This is a genomic window from Mesorhizobium hawassense, assembly GCF_003289945.1.
Classification (GTDB): Bacteria; Pseudomonadota; Alphaproteobacteria; order Rhizobiales; family Rhizobiaceae; genus Mesorhizobium; species Mesorhizobium hawassense.
On record NZ_QMBP01000004.1, the window covers coordinates 359,712 to 372,412 of the forward strand.

Below are 12,701 nucleotides of genomic sequence, written 5' to 3' on the forward strand. Positions count from 1 at the left end.
CTCACCCGCATTCGAACGCACCGCATCAGCTGTCGGGGGCTATTTCGACATCCTGTCCAGATGCGCCGCAACATTCCAGAGGAGTTGACCATGAGACTTGCAGTGGCTGGCGACAGCGCCGGCGAAGGCCTGGCCAAAATTCTCACCGATCACCTGAAGGACAGGCACGACGTCTCGGAGGTGTCGCGCACCGAAGCCGGTCCCGATCCGTTCTACGCCAATCTGTCAGACCGCGTCGCCACTGATCTGCTTGCCGGCAAGTATGACCGCGCCATCCTGATCTGCGGCACCGGTATAGGCGTCTGCATCTCGGCCAACAAGGTGCCGGGCATTCGCGCCGCGCTCACCCATGACACCTATTCCGCCGAGCGTGCCGCGCTGTCGAACAACGCCCAGATCATCACCATGGGCGCGCGCGTGATCGGGCCTGAACTGGCGAAATCGATCGCCGATGCCTTCTCAAGGAGACGTTCGATCCGCAGGGGCGCTCGGCCGGCAATGTCGCCGCCATCGACCAGGTCGACGCCAAGTACAACGCCCGCTGAGCGTTCGATACTTCGCGCGTCGCGCCCTTGGGCCGGAGGAAGACCGTTCTCACGACGCTGCGAACGTCCAAACGCGCGTCGCGATCCTTCGGATTCGCTCCATGCGCTTTAGCTTTGATTTTACGCATGTCTTTGTCCCGAAACCGGTTCCCACTTTCGGGAGACATGCATTAGTCTGGCCGCCGAGGACGATGCAGGGAGATGCGAATGAGCCTGACGCAGAAGCTGATCAACGACGGCAATGCGGCGGTCGACGAAATGCTGGTCGGCATCATGGCCGCGCATCCCGAGCATCTTTGGCGCCCGGACAACGCGCCACGTGCGGTCGTCGCCAGGCACGGCCCGCGGACCGGCAAGGTGGCGCTGGTCATCGGCGGCGGCTCAGGCCATGAGCCGACCTTCCTGGGCTATGTCGGCAGGGGCCTGGCGGATGCCGCGGCGATCGGCAACGTCTTCGCCTCGCCCCCTCCCCAGCCGGCGGTCGATGCGGCGATGGCCGCGAGCGGTGGCGCCGGCGTCCTGTTCATGTATGGCAACTATGCCGGCGACGTGATGAACTTCGACATGGCCGCCGAGCTCTTGGAGATGGAGGGTATCGAGGCACGCACGGTGCTGACCACCGACGACATCGCGTCGGCGCCGCGCGACCAGCGGCAAAAGCGCCGGGGCGTGGCCGGCAACGTGTTCATCTTCAAGGCCGCGGGCGCAGCCTCCGACATGATGATGCCGCTGGACGAGGTGGAGCGGGTCGCCCGTCACGCCAATGACCGCACCTTCACCATGGGCGTGGCGCTGTCGTCCTGTTCGCTGCCGCAGACGCGGCGGCCAAGCTTCGATCTCCCTATCGGCGAGATGGAGGTCGGCATGGGCATCCATGGCGAGCCCGGCGTGCGGCGCGGGCCGTTGCGTTCGGCCAACGACGTCGCCGACGAAATCATGGACGCGATCCTGGCGGAGATGAAGGCGCCGGCCGGCGATCGCGTCGCGGTGCTGATCAACTCGCTCGGCGCGACGCCGCTGATGGAACTCTACATCCTGAACGCCCGGATCGCGGAGCGCCTGAAGGCTGCCGGGCTGGTGGTCCACAAGACGCTTGTCGGCCCCTACTGCACGTCGCTCGACATGGCCGGCGCCTCGATCACCATCATGCATCTCGACGACGAATTGCAGCGCATGATCGACCATCCCTGCGACTGCGCCATGTTCCGGAGCTGAACGGGATGGAATTTTCAACCGGAGATTTGAAAGCCCTTTTCGGCGCCTTCTCCCAGCGGATGGCGGCCGAGCGCGACAGGCTCTGCGCGCTCGATGGGGCGATCGGCGACGCCGACCACGGCATCGCCATGGAACAGGGCATGAAGGCCGCGGCCGATGCGGCGCGGGCCACCAACGGCACGCTGCAGGATGTCTTCAACGCCGCCGCCAAAGGCTTCCTCAACGCGGTCGGCGCCTCCTCCGGGCCACTCTACGCGACCGCCCTTCTGCGTGCCGGCAAGGCCGCTGGCCCGCGTGGGTCCATGCCGAGCGGCGAGTTGCGGGCCGTCATTGCGGCGATGCGCGACGGCATCGTCCAGCGCGGCAAGGCCGAACCCGGCCAGAAGACGATGCTCGATGCCTGGGCTCCGGCCGCCGACGCCGCAGTCGACGGTCGGAATGCCGATGCCATAGCCGCCGCTGCCCGCCAGGGCGCGGAAGCGACACGCGACATGGTCGCAACCGTCGGTCGCGCCGCGCGTCTGGGCGAGCGCTCGCTGGGCCATCCAGACCCTGGAGCGGTGTCGGCCTCCATGTTGGTCGAAGAAATTTGCAATGCGATCAAGCCCGCCTAGCTCGCCTGCCATGGACACCGGCGCCGCTACGATGGTTTCTCGTCAAACGGACGTTGGTTTTGTTTGCTGTTGTCCTTGCGAGTGCTTGTGAGCAACAGACATTCGGCGGAGCACTGGTTAGCCGGCATGTGAGAAGCGTTTCGCCAACGGGCGGGGAAGCCGCGCCAATCAGACCGTCTCGAAGTTGAGCAGTTCCGAAGCCACCGCACGTTCTTCGTCTGCCGGGATCACAAGCACGTCCACGCGGGAATTCGGGGCACTGACCAGATCCTCGCCGCCGCGGTTCAAACCGACATCGATAGCGACCCCGAGCCAAGCAGCGGATTCGCAGATACTGTGCCTGATTTTGGGAGCATGCTCCCCGATGCCAGCCGTGAACACCAGCGTGTCTAGCCCGCCTATCACCGCTGCAAGCGAACCGATCTCAAGCGCCACACGATAGACGAAGAGATCGACGGCGCGCATCGCTGCCGCGTCTTCCGACGCAAGCAGCGTCTGCATATCACCCGAGATGCCGGATACGCCGAGCAAGCCTGATCGCTCGTAGAGCAAGTCGCCCAGCTCATCGGGCGACAGCTTGCGCTCCTGCATAAGATGCAGGAGGACGCCGGGGTCCATCGCGCCGCAACGGGTGCTCATGACGAGGCCGTCGAGCGTCGAGAAACCCATGGTGGTGGCCTGGCTCACGCCCGCCTTCATCGCGCACAGGCTCGCCCCGCTGCCGAGATGGGCGGCGATCGTTCGGCCACCGGCAGCGGCGCCGTAACGCCGATGGAGCTCGCTGGCGATATGGCTGTAGGAAAGCCCATGGAACCCGTAGGACACGATGCCTTGCTCCGACATCTCATGCGGCAAGCCATAAAGTCTTGCGAGTTCGGGCCGCGTCGCGTGGAAGGCGGTGTCGAAGCAGCCGACCTGCATGGCATCGGGCAGAAGGCGGTTGGCGAGGCCAACGAGCTCCAGGTTGATCGCCTGATGAATCGGGGCGAGTGGCTCGAGCCTGCGCAACGCATCGAGCGCACGCTGGTCGAGCAGCGTCGCGCGGGCAAACTCCCGGCCACCATGCACGACGCGATGCCCGACCCTGCGCACCCGGCGCAACAGGCCGCGGCCCGTCAGGTAGGACGCAACGGCTTCGAATGCTTTGTCCATCGAGATCGGACGTTCGCCAAGGCTCCTGTCGAACGGCGGTGTCGTTGCCGTGGGCGCGACATGGAGCCGGGGTCGCTGTCCGATTGACGAGACGCTGCCGCGCACCAGCAGATGAAGCGCGTCGCCCCCTTGAAAGACGGCGAACTTCAGGCTCGAGGAGCCGCCATTGAGGATGAGAATTGTATCGGTCATGGTAGACCGGTCCCAGTCGCTTTCGCGGGCCTCATCCCGGCAACCCGGCGCTTCGTCATCGGCTATTGTTCCCACTTCCAGTCGAGGATCTCAGGGATGTCCCGCCCGTGCTCGCGGATATAGGCTCCGTGCTCGATCAGCTTGCCTTCCATGGCCTGTCTCAGCTGGACGTGCGCACCGGCCGGCTCAGGAATGCGGTCCAACACGCCGAGCACCAGATGGTAGCGGTCGAGCCCATTCAGCACGGTCATGTCGAACGGCGTCGTAGTCGTACCTTCCTCATTGTAGCCGCGCACATGGATGTTGTCGTGATTGGTCCGCCGATAGGTCAGGCGATGAATGGTCCAGGGGTAGCCGTGATAGGCGAAGATGACGGGCTTGTCCCTGGTGAACAGTGCATCGAACTCGCGATCCGACAGGCCGTGCGGATGATGTTCCTTGGGCTGGAGCGTCATCAGGTCGACGACGTTCACCAAGCGAATCTTGAGCTTGGGAATATGGCGTTTCAGGATTTGGGCCGCGGCCAGCGTCTCGAGCGTCGGCACGTCGCCGGCGCAGGCCATTACAACGTCAGGCTCGGCGCCGCCGTCGGTCGATGCCCATTGCCATATACCGATCCCCGCGTTGCAGTGGACCTTTGCCTCGTCGATGGATAGCCACTGCCAGGAATTGGCCTTGCCGGCGACGATGACGTTGATGCGGTTCCATGTCCGCAGCACATGGTCGGTAACGCAGAGCAAGCTGTTGGCATCCGCCGGCAGGTAGACGCGCACGACGTCCGCCTTCTTGTTCAAGGCCACGTCGATGAAACCCGGATCCTGGTGGCTGAACCCATTGTGCTCCTGCTGCCAGACATGGCTGGACAAGAGATAATTCAGCGAAGCGATCGGTCGTCGCCAGGCGAGCTTTCGGCAGGCGTCAAGCCATTTGGCATGCTGGTTGAACATGGAATCGACGATGTGCGTGAAGGCCTCGTAGCATGAGAAGAAGCCATGTCGGCCGGTAAGGAGATAACCTTCCAGCCAGCCCTGACAGGTATGCTCGGATAGAATCTCCAGCACCCTGCCCTCCCGGGCCAGATGGACATCCTCGGGCAGGATTTTTTCCATCCAGGCGCGCTCGGTCACCTCGAAAACATCCTGCAGCCGGTTCGAAGCCGTCTCGTCCGGCCCGACGATGCGGAAGTTCCTGGCGCCTCGGTTCAACGCCATGACGTCACGCAGGAAGCTGCCCATCACACGGGTCGCCTCCGCCTTGACGCTCCCGGGCCGTTCAACCGGGACGGCGTGCTCATGCAGGCCGGGCAGTTCGAGCGACCGGCGCAGCAGACCGCCATTGGCATGCGGGTTGGCGCTCATGCGCATGGCACCTTGCGGCGCGGTGGCGCGAATCGTCGAGACCGGAGCGCCCGCTGCATCGAAAAGCTCTTCGGGCCTGTAGCTTCTCATCCACTCTTCGAGCATCTTCAAATGGGCGGGGTTTTCAGCGAGGCCGGAGAGCGGAACCTGGTGGGCGCGCCAGAAGCCCTCGGTCTTCAGTCCATCCACCTCCTTAGGGCCGGTCCAGCCCTTCGGGCTCCGCAGCACGATCATCGGCCATTTCGGCCGCGGCTGCGCCGTCTTTGCGCCGCTGCGGGCCGTGTCCTGAATCGCCTTGATGCGGTCGAGCGCATCGTCGAGCACCACTGCCATCCGCTCATGCATCATGGCTGGATCGTCGCCCTCGACGAACAGCGGCTCGTAGCCATAGCCGATGAACAGCGCACGCAGCTCTTCCTCGGGGATGCGGGCCAGAATGGTGGGATTGGCGATCTTGTAGCCGTTGAGATGCAGGAACGGCAGCACCGCGCCATCGTGCGCCGGGTTGAGGAACTTGTTGGAATGCCATGACGTGGCGAGCGGTCCTGTTTCCGCCTCGCCGTCGCCGACGACGCAGGCCACGACAAGGTCCGGATTGTCGAAGGCGGCGCCATAGGCATGCGAGAGCGCGTAGCCGAGCTCGCCGCCTTCATGGATCGAGCCGGGCACGTCGGGCGCTGCGTGGCTTGGGATGCCGCCTGGAAAGGAGAACTGCCGGAAGAGCCTCTTCATTCCGGCCTCATCCAAGGCGATATCCGGATTGGTCTCGCTGTAGGCGCCTTCGAGATAGGTATTGGCGACCATCGCGGGTCCGCCATGGCCCGGACCGCAGACATAGATGACGTTGGCGTCGCGCTGCCTGATTGCGCGATTGAGATGCGCGTAGATGAAGCTGAGGCCCGGCGAGGTTCCCCAATGGCCGAGCAGCCTTGGCTTGACATGCTCCAGCCGAAGCGGCTTGCGAAGCAGCGGATTGTCGAGCAGGTAGATTTGCCCGATCGTCAGGTAGTTGGCGGCACGCCAATAGGCATCGATGTCGCGCAGCTCCTGTGCGGACAGGCGATTGGTGCTGGGACGCACGGTCATTTCCGACTCCTTCGCTGGTTCCAAACCGACCCGGCTGACCCTCAACGCGTCAAGGCTGCCACCGGTTCACGACCGTCTGATGTCATGTCGGGCCGCCAATCGATCTACCCGACGAGGAAGGAGCGAACTTTGATCCATCGCAATTGGCGGACACCGCTGTCTTCGCGGCGGTCATTTTTGCTCTCGATCAATGAATGCCCAATCCAGTCCCCGTAGATTGGGGAGTGAAGCGATGGGAATGCCCAAGACGACGAACCCGGCAGGAAGGCCGATCGGTCGACCCAAATGTGGCGGGTGACGGACGGATGGAAAGCATTCTTTGAGTCTTCTGTCGAATTGACGAGTGCGCCGATTGCACGCAGAAACTGGCGCGGGAACGACGCAGCCCTCAAGCGGATCGACTCAGAAACCGAAGTCCGACAGGGTTTGGGAGGATAAGCATGGGAGAGGATCTGTCCGGCCATCATGCCGACCGCATTCAGGCCGCGATCGCTTCGGATGCGGCGGCAAAGTCCGCGCTGGTTGCCTCCTGGCGGCGGTCTTCCAATCTCCATCGGCTCGATCCGGCCGATTGCAGTCCCGCCCGCTATTTGACGGAGCCTGAGCTGGGGCAGGCGCGCCAACGCATCGAGCCGCTCATCCGGGCTGCCCAGTCGAGCCTCGACCGGCTCTACCTTGCGGTAGGCGGCGTCGGATGCTGCGTGTTGCTGGCCGACCGCGACGGCGTGCCGGTCGAACGGCGTGGCGCGCCCGTGGATGACGAAACGTTTCATTCTTGGGGTTTGTGGACCGGCTCCGTCTGGAACGAGGAAAGCCAGGGCACCAACGGGATCGGCACGTGTCTGGTCGAGCAGCGCGTTCTGACGATCCATCGCGATCAGCATTTCCATACGCGCAACACAGGTTTGAGCTGTACCACCGCACCGATTTACGACCACCAGGGCGATCTCGTGGCCGCGCTCGACGTGTCTTCCTGTCGAGCCGATCTCACGGAGGCTTTCGCCAATCTGATTTCGGTGGCCGTGGTCGACGCGGCGCGCCGGATCGAAGCGGAAAATTTCAAGATTGCGTTTCCTAAGGCGCGAATTCTGCTGGCGCCGGTCGCCGACAAAGGTTCCGGAGCGCTGATCGCCGTCGACGCCGACGACCTCGTGGTCGGCGCAACCCGTTCGGCTCGCCTTGCGCTTGGACTTACGCAACAATGCCTCGACAAGCCGATGCCTGCGCGCGATCTGCTCGGTTGGACGGAGAACCGTCCTGAAGTGCTCGCCGAGGCGGAGCGCGGCGTCCTGCAGCGGGCGCTGGCGCGGGCGGACGGAAATGTCTCGGCCGCTGCCCAGGCGCTCGGCATCAGCCGTGCGACGTTGCACCGCAAGCTCAACCGCCTGGATGTTCACAGGCCTCACTGATCCTTCGAATCCACTCACGACTGTCGCAATTCTGCGACACCTCGCGGCCACTCGCTGCATTCGACCTGGTGACAAAAGCGGCGGAAATCGCAAACCTATCTTCCGAAGCGTCGCATCCCGCGACGTCATCTTTGGGAGGAAGACACATGAACAAGGTTGAATTCTCACGCTCGATCAAGGCGCCCTTCGACAAGCGTTACGGCAACTTCATCGGCGGCAAATGGACCGAGCCGCGTTCCGGCCGCTACTTCGAGAACCGCTCGCCGGTGAACGGTCAGCTGCTATGCGAGGTCGCGCGTTCGGATGCCCACGACATCGAGGCAGCCCTGGACGCGGCGCATGCCGCGAAGGACGCCTGGGCGCGCACCAGCGTGGCCGAGCGGTCGCTGATCCTCAACCGCATCGCCGACCGCATGGAGGAAAATCTCGATCTCCTTGCCCGCGCCGAAACCTGGGACAACGGCAAGCCGATCCGCGAAACGACCGCCGCCGATCTGCCCTTGGCCATCGACCATTTTCGCTATTTCGCCGGCGCGTTGCGTGGCCAGGAAGGCAGCCTTTCCCAGATCGACGACGATACCGTCGCCTATCACTTCCATGAGCCGCTCGGCGTTGTTGGCCAGATCATCCCGTGGAACTTCCCGCTCCTGATGGCGTGTTGGAAGCTTGCTCCCGCGCTTGCGGCCGGAAACTGCGTGGTGCTGAAGCCGGCCGAGCAGACGCCGGCTGCCATCTTGCTCTGGGCCGATCTTATCGGCGATCTTTTGCCGCCAGGCGTGCTCAACATCGTCAACGGCTTTGGCCTCGAAGCCGGCAAGCCCCTCGCTTCCTCGCCGCGCATTGCCAAGATCGCCTTTACCGGCGAGACCACGACGGGCCGGCTCATCATGCAATATGCCAGCCAGAATCTGATCCCCGTCACGCTGGAACTCGGCGGCAAGTCGCCCAACATCTTCTTCAAGGACGTTGTCGCCGAAGACGACGACTTCTTCGACAAGGCGATCGAAGGTTTCGTCATGTTCGCGCTGAACCAGGGTGAGGTCTGCACCTGCCCGAGCCGCGCGCTCATCCATGAATCGATCTACGATACCTTCATGGAACGTGCCCTCAAGCGTGTGGAGGCGATCGTGCAAGGAGATCCGCTCGACCCGGCAACGATGATCGGAGCGCAGGCGTCGAGCGAGCAACTGGAGAAGATCCTGTCTTACTTCGACATCGGCCGGCAGGAAGGCGCGGAAGTGCTGACCGGCGGCGAGCAGAACCACCTGCCTGGTGATCTGGCGGGTGGCTACTACGTCAAGCCGACGGTGTTCAAGGGCCACAACAAGATGCGCATTTTCCAGGAGGAGATCTTCGGACCGGTGGTTTCGGTCACGACCTTCAAGGACGATGACGACGCGCTCAGCATTGCCAACGACACGCTCTACGGTCTCGGCGCCGGCATCTGGACACGCGATGGCAATCGTGCCTACCGCTTCGGCCGCGCGATCCAGGCCGGTCGCGTCTGGACCAACTGCTACCACGCCTATCCGGCACACGCCGCTTTCGGTGGCTACAAACAGTCCGGCATCGGCCGTGAGACGCACAAGATGATGCTCGACCACTACCAGCAGACCAAGAACATGCTGGTCAGCTACAGCCCGAAGAAGCTCGGATTCTTCTGATTCTCCCAGGACAGGGCGGGAGGACGCGGTTCGCCGTGTCCTCCCGTGGATTTCATGGAGGAGGCTATGGATCGGTCCTCATCGGGCAAAGTGTCTGCAACGCCAGAGGCGGAGGAGCTGCTGGCAGAGATCATCGCCGATCACGGGCCCGTGCTCTTTCATCAGTCTGGCGGCTGCTGCGATGGATCCTCGCCGATGTGCTATCCGCGTGGCGAGTTCATGGTCGGCGACAATGACGTCAAGCTCGGCGAGATCGGCGATACGCCGGTCTACATTAGCGCACCGCAATATGAGGCCTGGAAGCACACCGATCTCATCATTGACGTGGTGCCCGGCCGTGGCGGCATGTTCTCGCTCGACAATGGCCGGGAGAAGCGGTTCCTGACACGGTCGATCATCTGTACCGTTTGAATGCGAGGAACAGCATCGGCTGCTTGCTCTTTGTCTCAGCACAACGAGCACCCTGGAAATCCAGTGCAACATGCCCGCCTCCAATGCGGACAAGTGGCATGAAACGCAAATTGAACGACGATACGACCATGGACGACTTCATGCGCGCGACGCCGGCGGCAATTCGCGTCGTCCTCAAGCATCGCATGCTGTGCGTCGGTTGCCCGATCGCTTCCTTTCACACCGTCGCCGACGCGGCACGCGAGCACGACCTCGATGAGGATCAGCTTCTCAGCGATCTTCAAGCCGCGATCGACGACGGGTGACGTGAATCAGCTTTTCGAAGTGCGGCCTTCAGCAATGACAAGGAGCCGATGGGGCTCGACCACGACTATCTTCTGGCGCCCGCCTTTGACCAACCCTTGGTCTTCCCAGGCTGAAAGCAGCCGGCTTGCCGTATGAAGCGTGGTGCCGGTCATTTCCGCGACATCCTGGCGTGAAATCGGAAAGTCGATCAGGATCCCTTCCTCGGTCTTCTTTCCCGACTGTTTGATCAACTTGAGCAGCGCATGCGCGACACGCTGCTCCACCTGTTCGGTGGACATCTCGACAACGCGTGAGTGGGCATCCTGCAGCCTGCTTCCCACGGCCTTGTAGGTATTGGCGCTGAAGCTCGGAAAGCTCGCCGAGAAAGTGAGCCACAATTGGCTTGGCCAGGCGAGCACCACGCAATCGGCAGCCGCGATGGCATTCGCCGGATAGGTCGTCCTGCCCAGCGCGCTGGCGATTCCCAGCAGCTCGCCCGGGCTAATGTATCGCACCGTCACCTCGTGCCCATCCGGAGTCGATTTCACCACGCGCACATGGCCGTCGAGCAGCAGGAAGAACGAATGCGCCTCCTGCTCCTGCTCGAACACCCGCTGGTCCCTGGCGACCCGGATGGACCTCGCTTGCCCAATTATGCGATCGAGGTCCGCGGCAGCGATTCCCTCGAAGACGGACAGCCCGGCAATCAGTGATCGATCAAGGCTTGCCAAATGCCTTTCCTCCCAGCTTCAACGGCGCGACGCGCTGGCCCCTGACCAGACTGTGTCACGGACGACCGCCCATCGACAAGGGAAGCCTTCTGCCGCTGCCGCCTGCCAATCACTCTGTTGTTTGCGCTAGGGCAAATTCCATTCCCTGAAGCCCGGATAGAAGAGCCGCGTGGGCACCTTTGCTCGGTTCCAATGAGGCATGTCATGGCAATTCCGCGGACGCGGCCGAGCGCCTATCCGGCGATACTCTCCTACGGCTTCCGACCCTTCTTTCTGCTCGCATCGCTACAGGCCGCCACTGCGATCCTTATGTGGCTGCCCCTCTACTACGGCAGGATGGAAACCCTTAGCCTGTTCCTGCCGGTGGACTGGCATATCCACGAGTTGCTTTTTGGCTATCTGACAGCGGCAGTGACAGGCTTCCTGCTCACCGCGATTCCGAATTGGACCGGGCGTCTTCCCGTGCAGGATTTTCGCTTGCTGGTGCTGGTGCTGCTCTGGATCGCCGGCCGGGTGGCAGTGTTCTTATCGGCGGAGATTGGCTGGCTCTTGAGTGCGGTGATAGACTGCTCCTTTCTTCTCGCCGTGATCGCTGCCGCGGCAACGGAAATCGTCGCCGGTCGGAACTGGCGAAACCTCAAGGTGCTTCTGCCGGTCGCTGTGCTTTTCGCGGCGAATGTCTTGTTTCATGCCGAGGCACACTACCAGGGCGTCTCCGATGCAAGCCGCCGTCTCGGTCTTGGGGCAATCGTGGTCCTCATCATGATTATCGGCGGGCGCATCATTCCGAGCTTCACCCGCAATTGGCTGGCCCGCGAGAAGCCCGGACGGCTTCCCGTGCCATTCGGCGGATTCGATGTCGGGACGATCGCGTTGTCCGGGGTCGGGCTAGCCGCTTGGAGCTTCTTTCCCAACGGCATTGCAACCGGTTCATTGCTGGTTGCCGGCGCGCTCGCAATGCCGTCAGGATGGCCCGATGGGCAGGCTACCGGACGCTGTCCGACCCTCTGGTTCTAATCCTGCACGTCGCGTTCGCTTTTGTGCCGATCGGGCTATTGCTTGCCGGGCTGGCCATTTTCGATCCGGAGAGGATACCGGCGGTTGCCGGCATTCATGCGCTGGCGGTCGGAGCGGTCGCGGGCATGACGCTTGCCGTCATGACCCGCGCTTCGCTCGGCCATACAGGCCGCGAGCTGAGCGCAAACTGGGGAACATCCGTGGTCTTCGTCGCGATCATCATTGCCGCCATTCTGCGCGTGGCGGCGGCGATCCTACCTGACGCGGCAATTCTCCTCCACGTCTCGGCGGCCTTCTGGATTGCCGCCTTCATCGGCTACGCGGTGCTCTATGGCGGAATGCTCGTACGGCCGCGCCTGCAGGCGCGCCCCAAGAGCGCCTCTTGAAAGCCGGCTGGCGACAGTTCCGGCATCGCCAAATTGCTCACCTAATCCATGCCGATCATTTTCGTCGAGCAATTTGCGCCAGCGCAAATCGCCAAGGGTTCCGGTGGTCTACAGGGACCCAACGGTAGACGCCGTGGTGAAACAAAGAAAGGAACTCTACAATGAAACTGCCCCTGATTGCCGCGGCGATCGCCTTGCTCTCCATCGCGGGTGCGGCAAACGCCGAAGAACATGTCGTGCAGATGCTGAACAAGGGTGAGAAGGGCTCGATGGTCTTCCAGCCCGATTTCGTTCGGGCGGCGCCCGGCGACACCATTAAGTTCGTGCCGACCGACAAGACCCACAATGCCGAAATCATCAAGGGAATGATCCCGGACGGCGCCGAGCCCTTCAAGGGCAAGCCGAGCGAGGAGATTACGGTCACCCTGACCAAGGAGGGCGTCTATGGCGTGAAGTGCGCTCCCCACTACGGCATGGGCATGGTGGCGCTGATCGTCGTCGGCAAGCCCGTCAATCTGGATGCGGCGGAAGCCGTCAAGCAGATCGGCAAGGCAAAGCCCGTCTTTGCCGAGCTGTTTGCCGAAGCGACCAAATCAGCTTCGAACTGATCCACGGTATTTGAGACCGCTTCCGGCA

The 12,701-nt window shown here is 62.9% G+C and carries 10 protein-coding genes and 2 pseudogenes; 9 read left to right on the top strand and 3 right to left on the bottom strand.

Translation table 11 applies throughout. The features are described 5' to 3' along the window. The first annotated feature begins 90 nt into the window (after window positions 1–90). The 3 genes and pseudogenes from derI to dhaL all read left to right on the top strand — a co-directional run bounded on the left by derI (window position 91) and on the right by dhaL (window position 2,374). Window positions 91–545, top strand: a pseudogene (derI, locus tag DPM33_RS11775) (D-erythrulose-4-phosphate isomerase). A gap of 207 nt (window positions 546–752) precedes the next feature. Beyond that, window positions 753–1,760 carry a dihydroxyacetone kinase subunit DhaK gene (locus DPM33_RS11780; RefSeq protein ID WP_112097591.1) on the top strand — a complete coding sequence of 336 codons (1,008 nt, stop codon included), beginning with the start codon at window positions 753–755 and terminating at the stop codon, window positions 1,758–1,760. Window positions 1,761–1,765: 5 nt separating this feature from the next. Then, window positions 1,766–2,374 carry a dihydroxyacetone kinase subunit DhaL gene (dhaL, locus tag DPM33_RS11785; RefSeq protein ID WP_112097592.1) on the top strand — a complete coding sequence of 203 codons (609 nt, stop codon included), beginning with the start codon at window positions 1,766–1,768 and terminating at the stop codon, window positions 2,372–2,374. Between the two features lie 168 nt (window positions 2,375–2,542). Here dhaL and DPM33_RS11790 read toward each other — a convergent pair whose 3' ends face one another. Both DPM33_RS11790 and DPM33_RS11795 read right to left on the bottom strand, forming a co-directional pair. Next, complete coding sequence (locus DPM33_RS11790) at window positions 2,543–3,718, bottom strand: acetate/propionate family kinase (RefSeq protein WP_167449030.1); 1,176 nt, start codon at window positions 3,716–3,718, stop codon at window positions 2,543–2,545. Window positions 3,719–3,780: 62 nt separating this feature from the next. Then, entirely contained in the window at window positions 3,781–6,162 is a 2,382-nt protein-coding gene (locus DPM33_RS11795; RefSeq protein WP_112097594.1) for a phosphoketolase family protein, read from the bottom strand. A 440-nt stretch (window positions 6,163–6,602) separates the two neighbouring features. On the opposite strand from DPM33_RS11795, the gene DPM33_RS11800 reads away from it, so the two are divergent. The 4 genes from DPM33_RS11800 (at window position 6,603) to DPM33_RS11815 (ending at window position 9,951) form a co-directional block, all read left to right on the top strand. Continuing rightward, a complete protein-coding gene (locus DPM33_RS11800; protein WP_112097595.1) occupies window positions 6,603–7,571 on the top strand; it encodes a helix-turn-helix domain-containing protein in 969 nt (322 codons plus the stop codon). Between the two features lie 146 nt (window positions 7,572–7,717). Continuing rightward, window positions 7,718–9,235 carry an aldehyde dehydrogenase gene (gene adh, locus DPM33_RS11805; protein ID WP_112097596.1) on the top strand — a complete coding sequence of 506 codons (1,518 nt, stop codon included), beginning with the start codon at window positions 7,718–7,720 and terminating at the stop codon, window positions 9,233–9,235. 66 nt (window positions 9,236–9,301) lie between these two features. Continuing rightward, entirely contained in the window at window positions 9,302–9,646 is a 345-nt protein-coding gene (locus DPM33_RS11810) for a DUF779 domain-containing protein (RefSeq protein ID WP_112097597.1), read from the top strand. 98 nt (window positions 9,647–9,744) lie between these two features. Further along, the gene (locus DPM33_RS11815; protein WP_112097598.1) at window positions 9,745–9,951 is read left to right on the top strand and encodes a DUF1858 domain-containing protein; all 207 of its coding nucleotides are present in this window, start codon (window positions 9,745–9,747) and stop codon (window positions 9,949–9,951) included. A gap of 6 nt (window positions 9,952–9,957) precedes the next feature. On the opposite strand, the gene DPM33_RS11820 is transcribed toward DPM33_RS11815, so the two are convergent. Then, the gene (locus DPM33_RS11820) at window positions 9,958–10,662 is read right to left on the bottom strand and encodes a Crp/Fnr family transcriptional regulator (protein ID WP_112097599.1); all 705 of its coding nucleotides are present in this window, start codon (window positions 10,660–10,662) and stop codon (window positions 9,958–9,960) included. Window positions 10,663–10,866: 204 nt separating this feature from the next. Between DPM33_RS11820 and DPM33_RS11825 the strand changes: the two are divergent. After that, window positions 10,867–12,065: pseudogene (locus DPM33_RS11825) on the top strand (NnrS family protein). A 161-nt stretch (window positions 12,066–12,226) separates the two neighbouring features. After that, a complete protein-coding gene (locus DPM33_RS11830; protein WP_112097600.1) occupies window positions 12,227–12,673 on the top strand; it encodes a pseudoazurin in 447 nt (148 codons plus the stop codon). Window positions 12,674–12,701: the final 28 nt, after the last annotated feature.

Coding starts and splice junctions, on each gene's coding strand:
- DPM33_RS11780 (WP_112097591.1), top strand. CDS start 753: ATGAGCCTGACGCAGAAGCTGATCAACGACGGCAATGCGGCGGTCGAC.
- dhaL (WP_112097592.1), top strand. CDS start 1,766: ATGGAATTTTCAACCGGAGATTTGAAAGCCCTTTTCGGCGCCTTCTCC.
- DPM33_RS11790 (WP_167449030.1), bottom strand. CDS start 3,718: ATGACCGATACAATTCTCATCCTCAATGGCGGCTCCTCGAGCCTGAAG.
- DPM33_RS11795 (WP_112097594.1), bottom strand. CDS start 6,162: ATGACCGTGCGTCCCAGCACCAATCGCCTGTCCGCACAGGAGCTGCGC.
- DPM33_RS11800 (WP_112097595.1), top strand. CDS start 6,603: ATGGGAGAGGATCTGTCCGGCCATCATGCCGACCGCATTCAGGCCGCG.
- adh (WP_112097596.1), top strand. CDS start 7,718: ATGAACAAGGTTGAATTCTCACGCTCGATCAAGGCGCCCTTCGACAAG.
- DPM33_RS11810 (WP_112097597.1), top strand. CDS start 9,302: ATGGATCGGTCCTCATCGGGCAAAGTGTCTGCAACGCCAGAGGCGGAG.
- DPM33_RS11815 (WP_112097598.1), top strand. CDS start 9,745: ATGAAACGCAAATTGAACGACGATACGACCATGGACGACTTCATGCGC.
- DPM33_RS11830 (WP_112097600.1), top strand. CDS start 12,227: ATGAAACTGCCCCTGATTGCCGCGGCGATCGCCTTGCTCTCCATCGCG.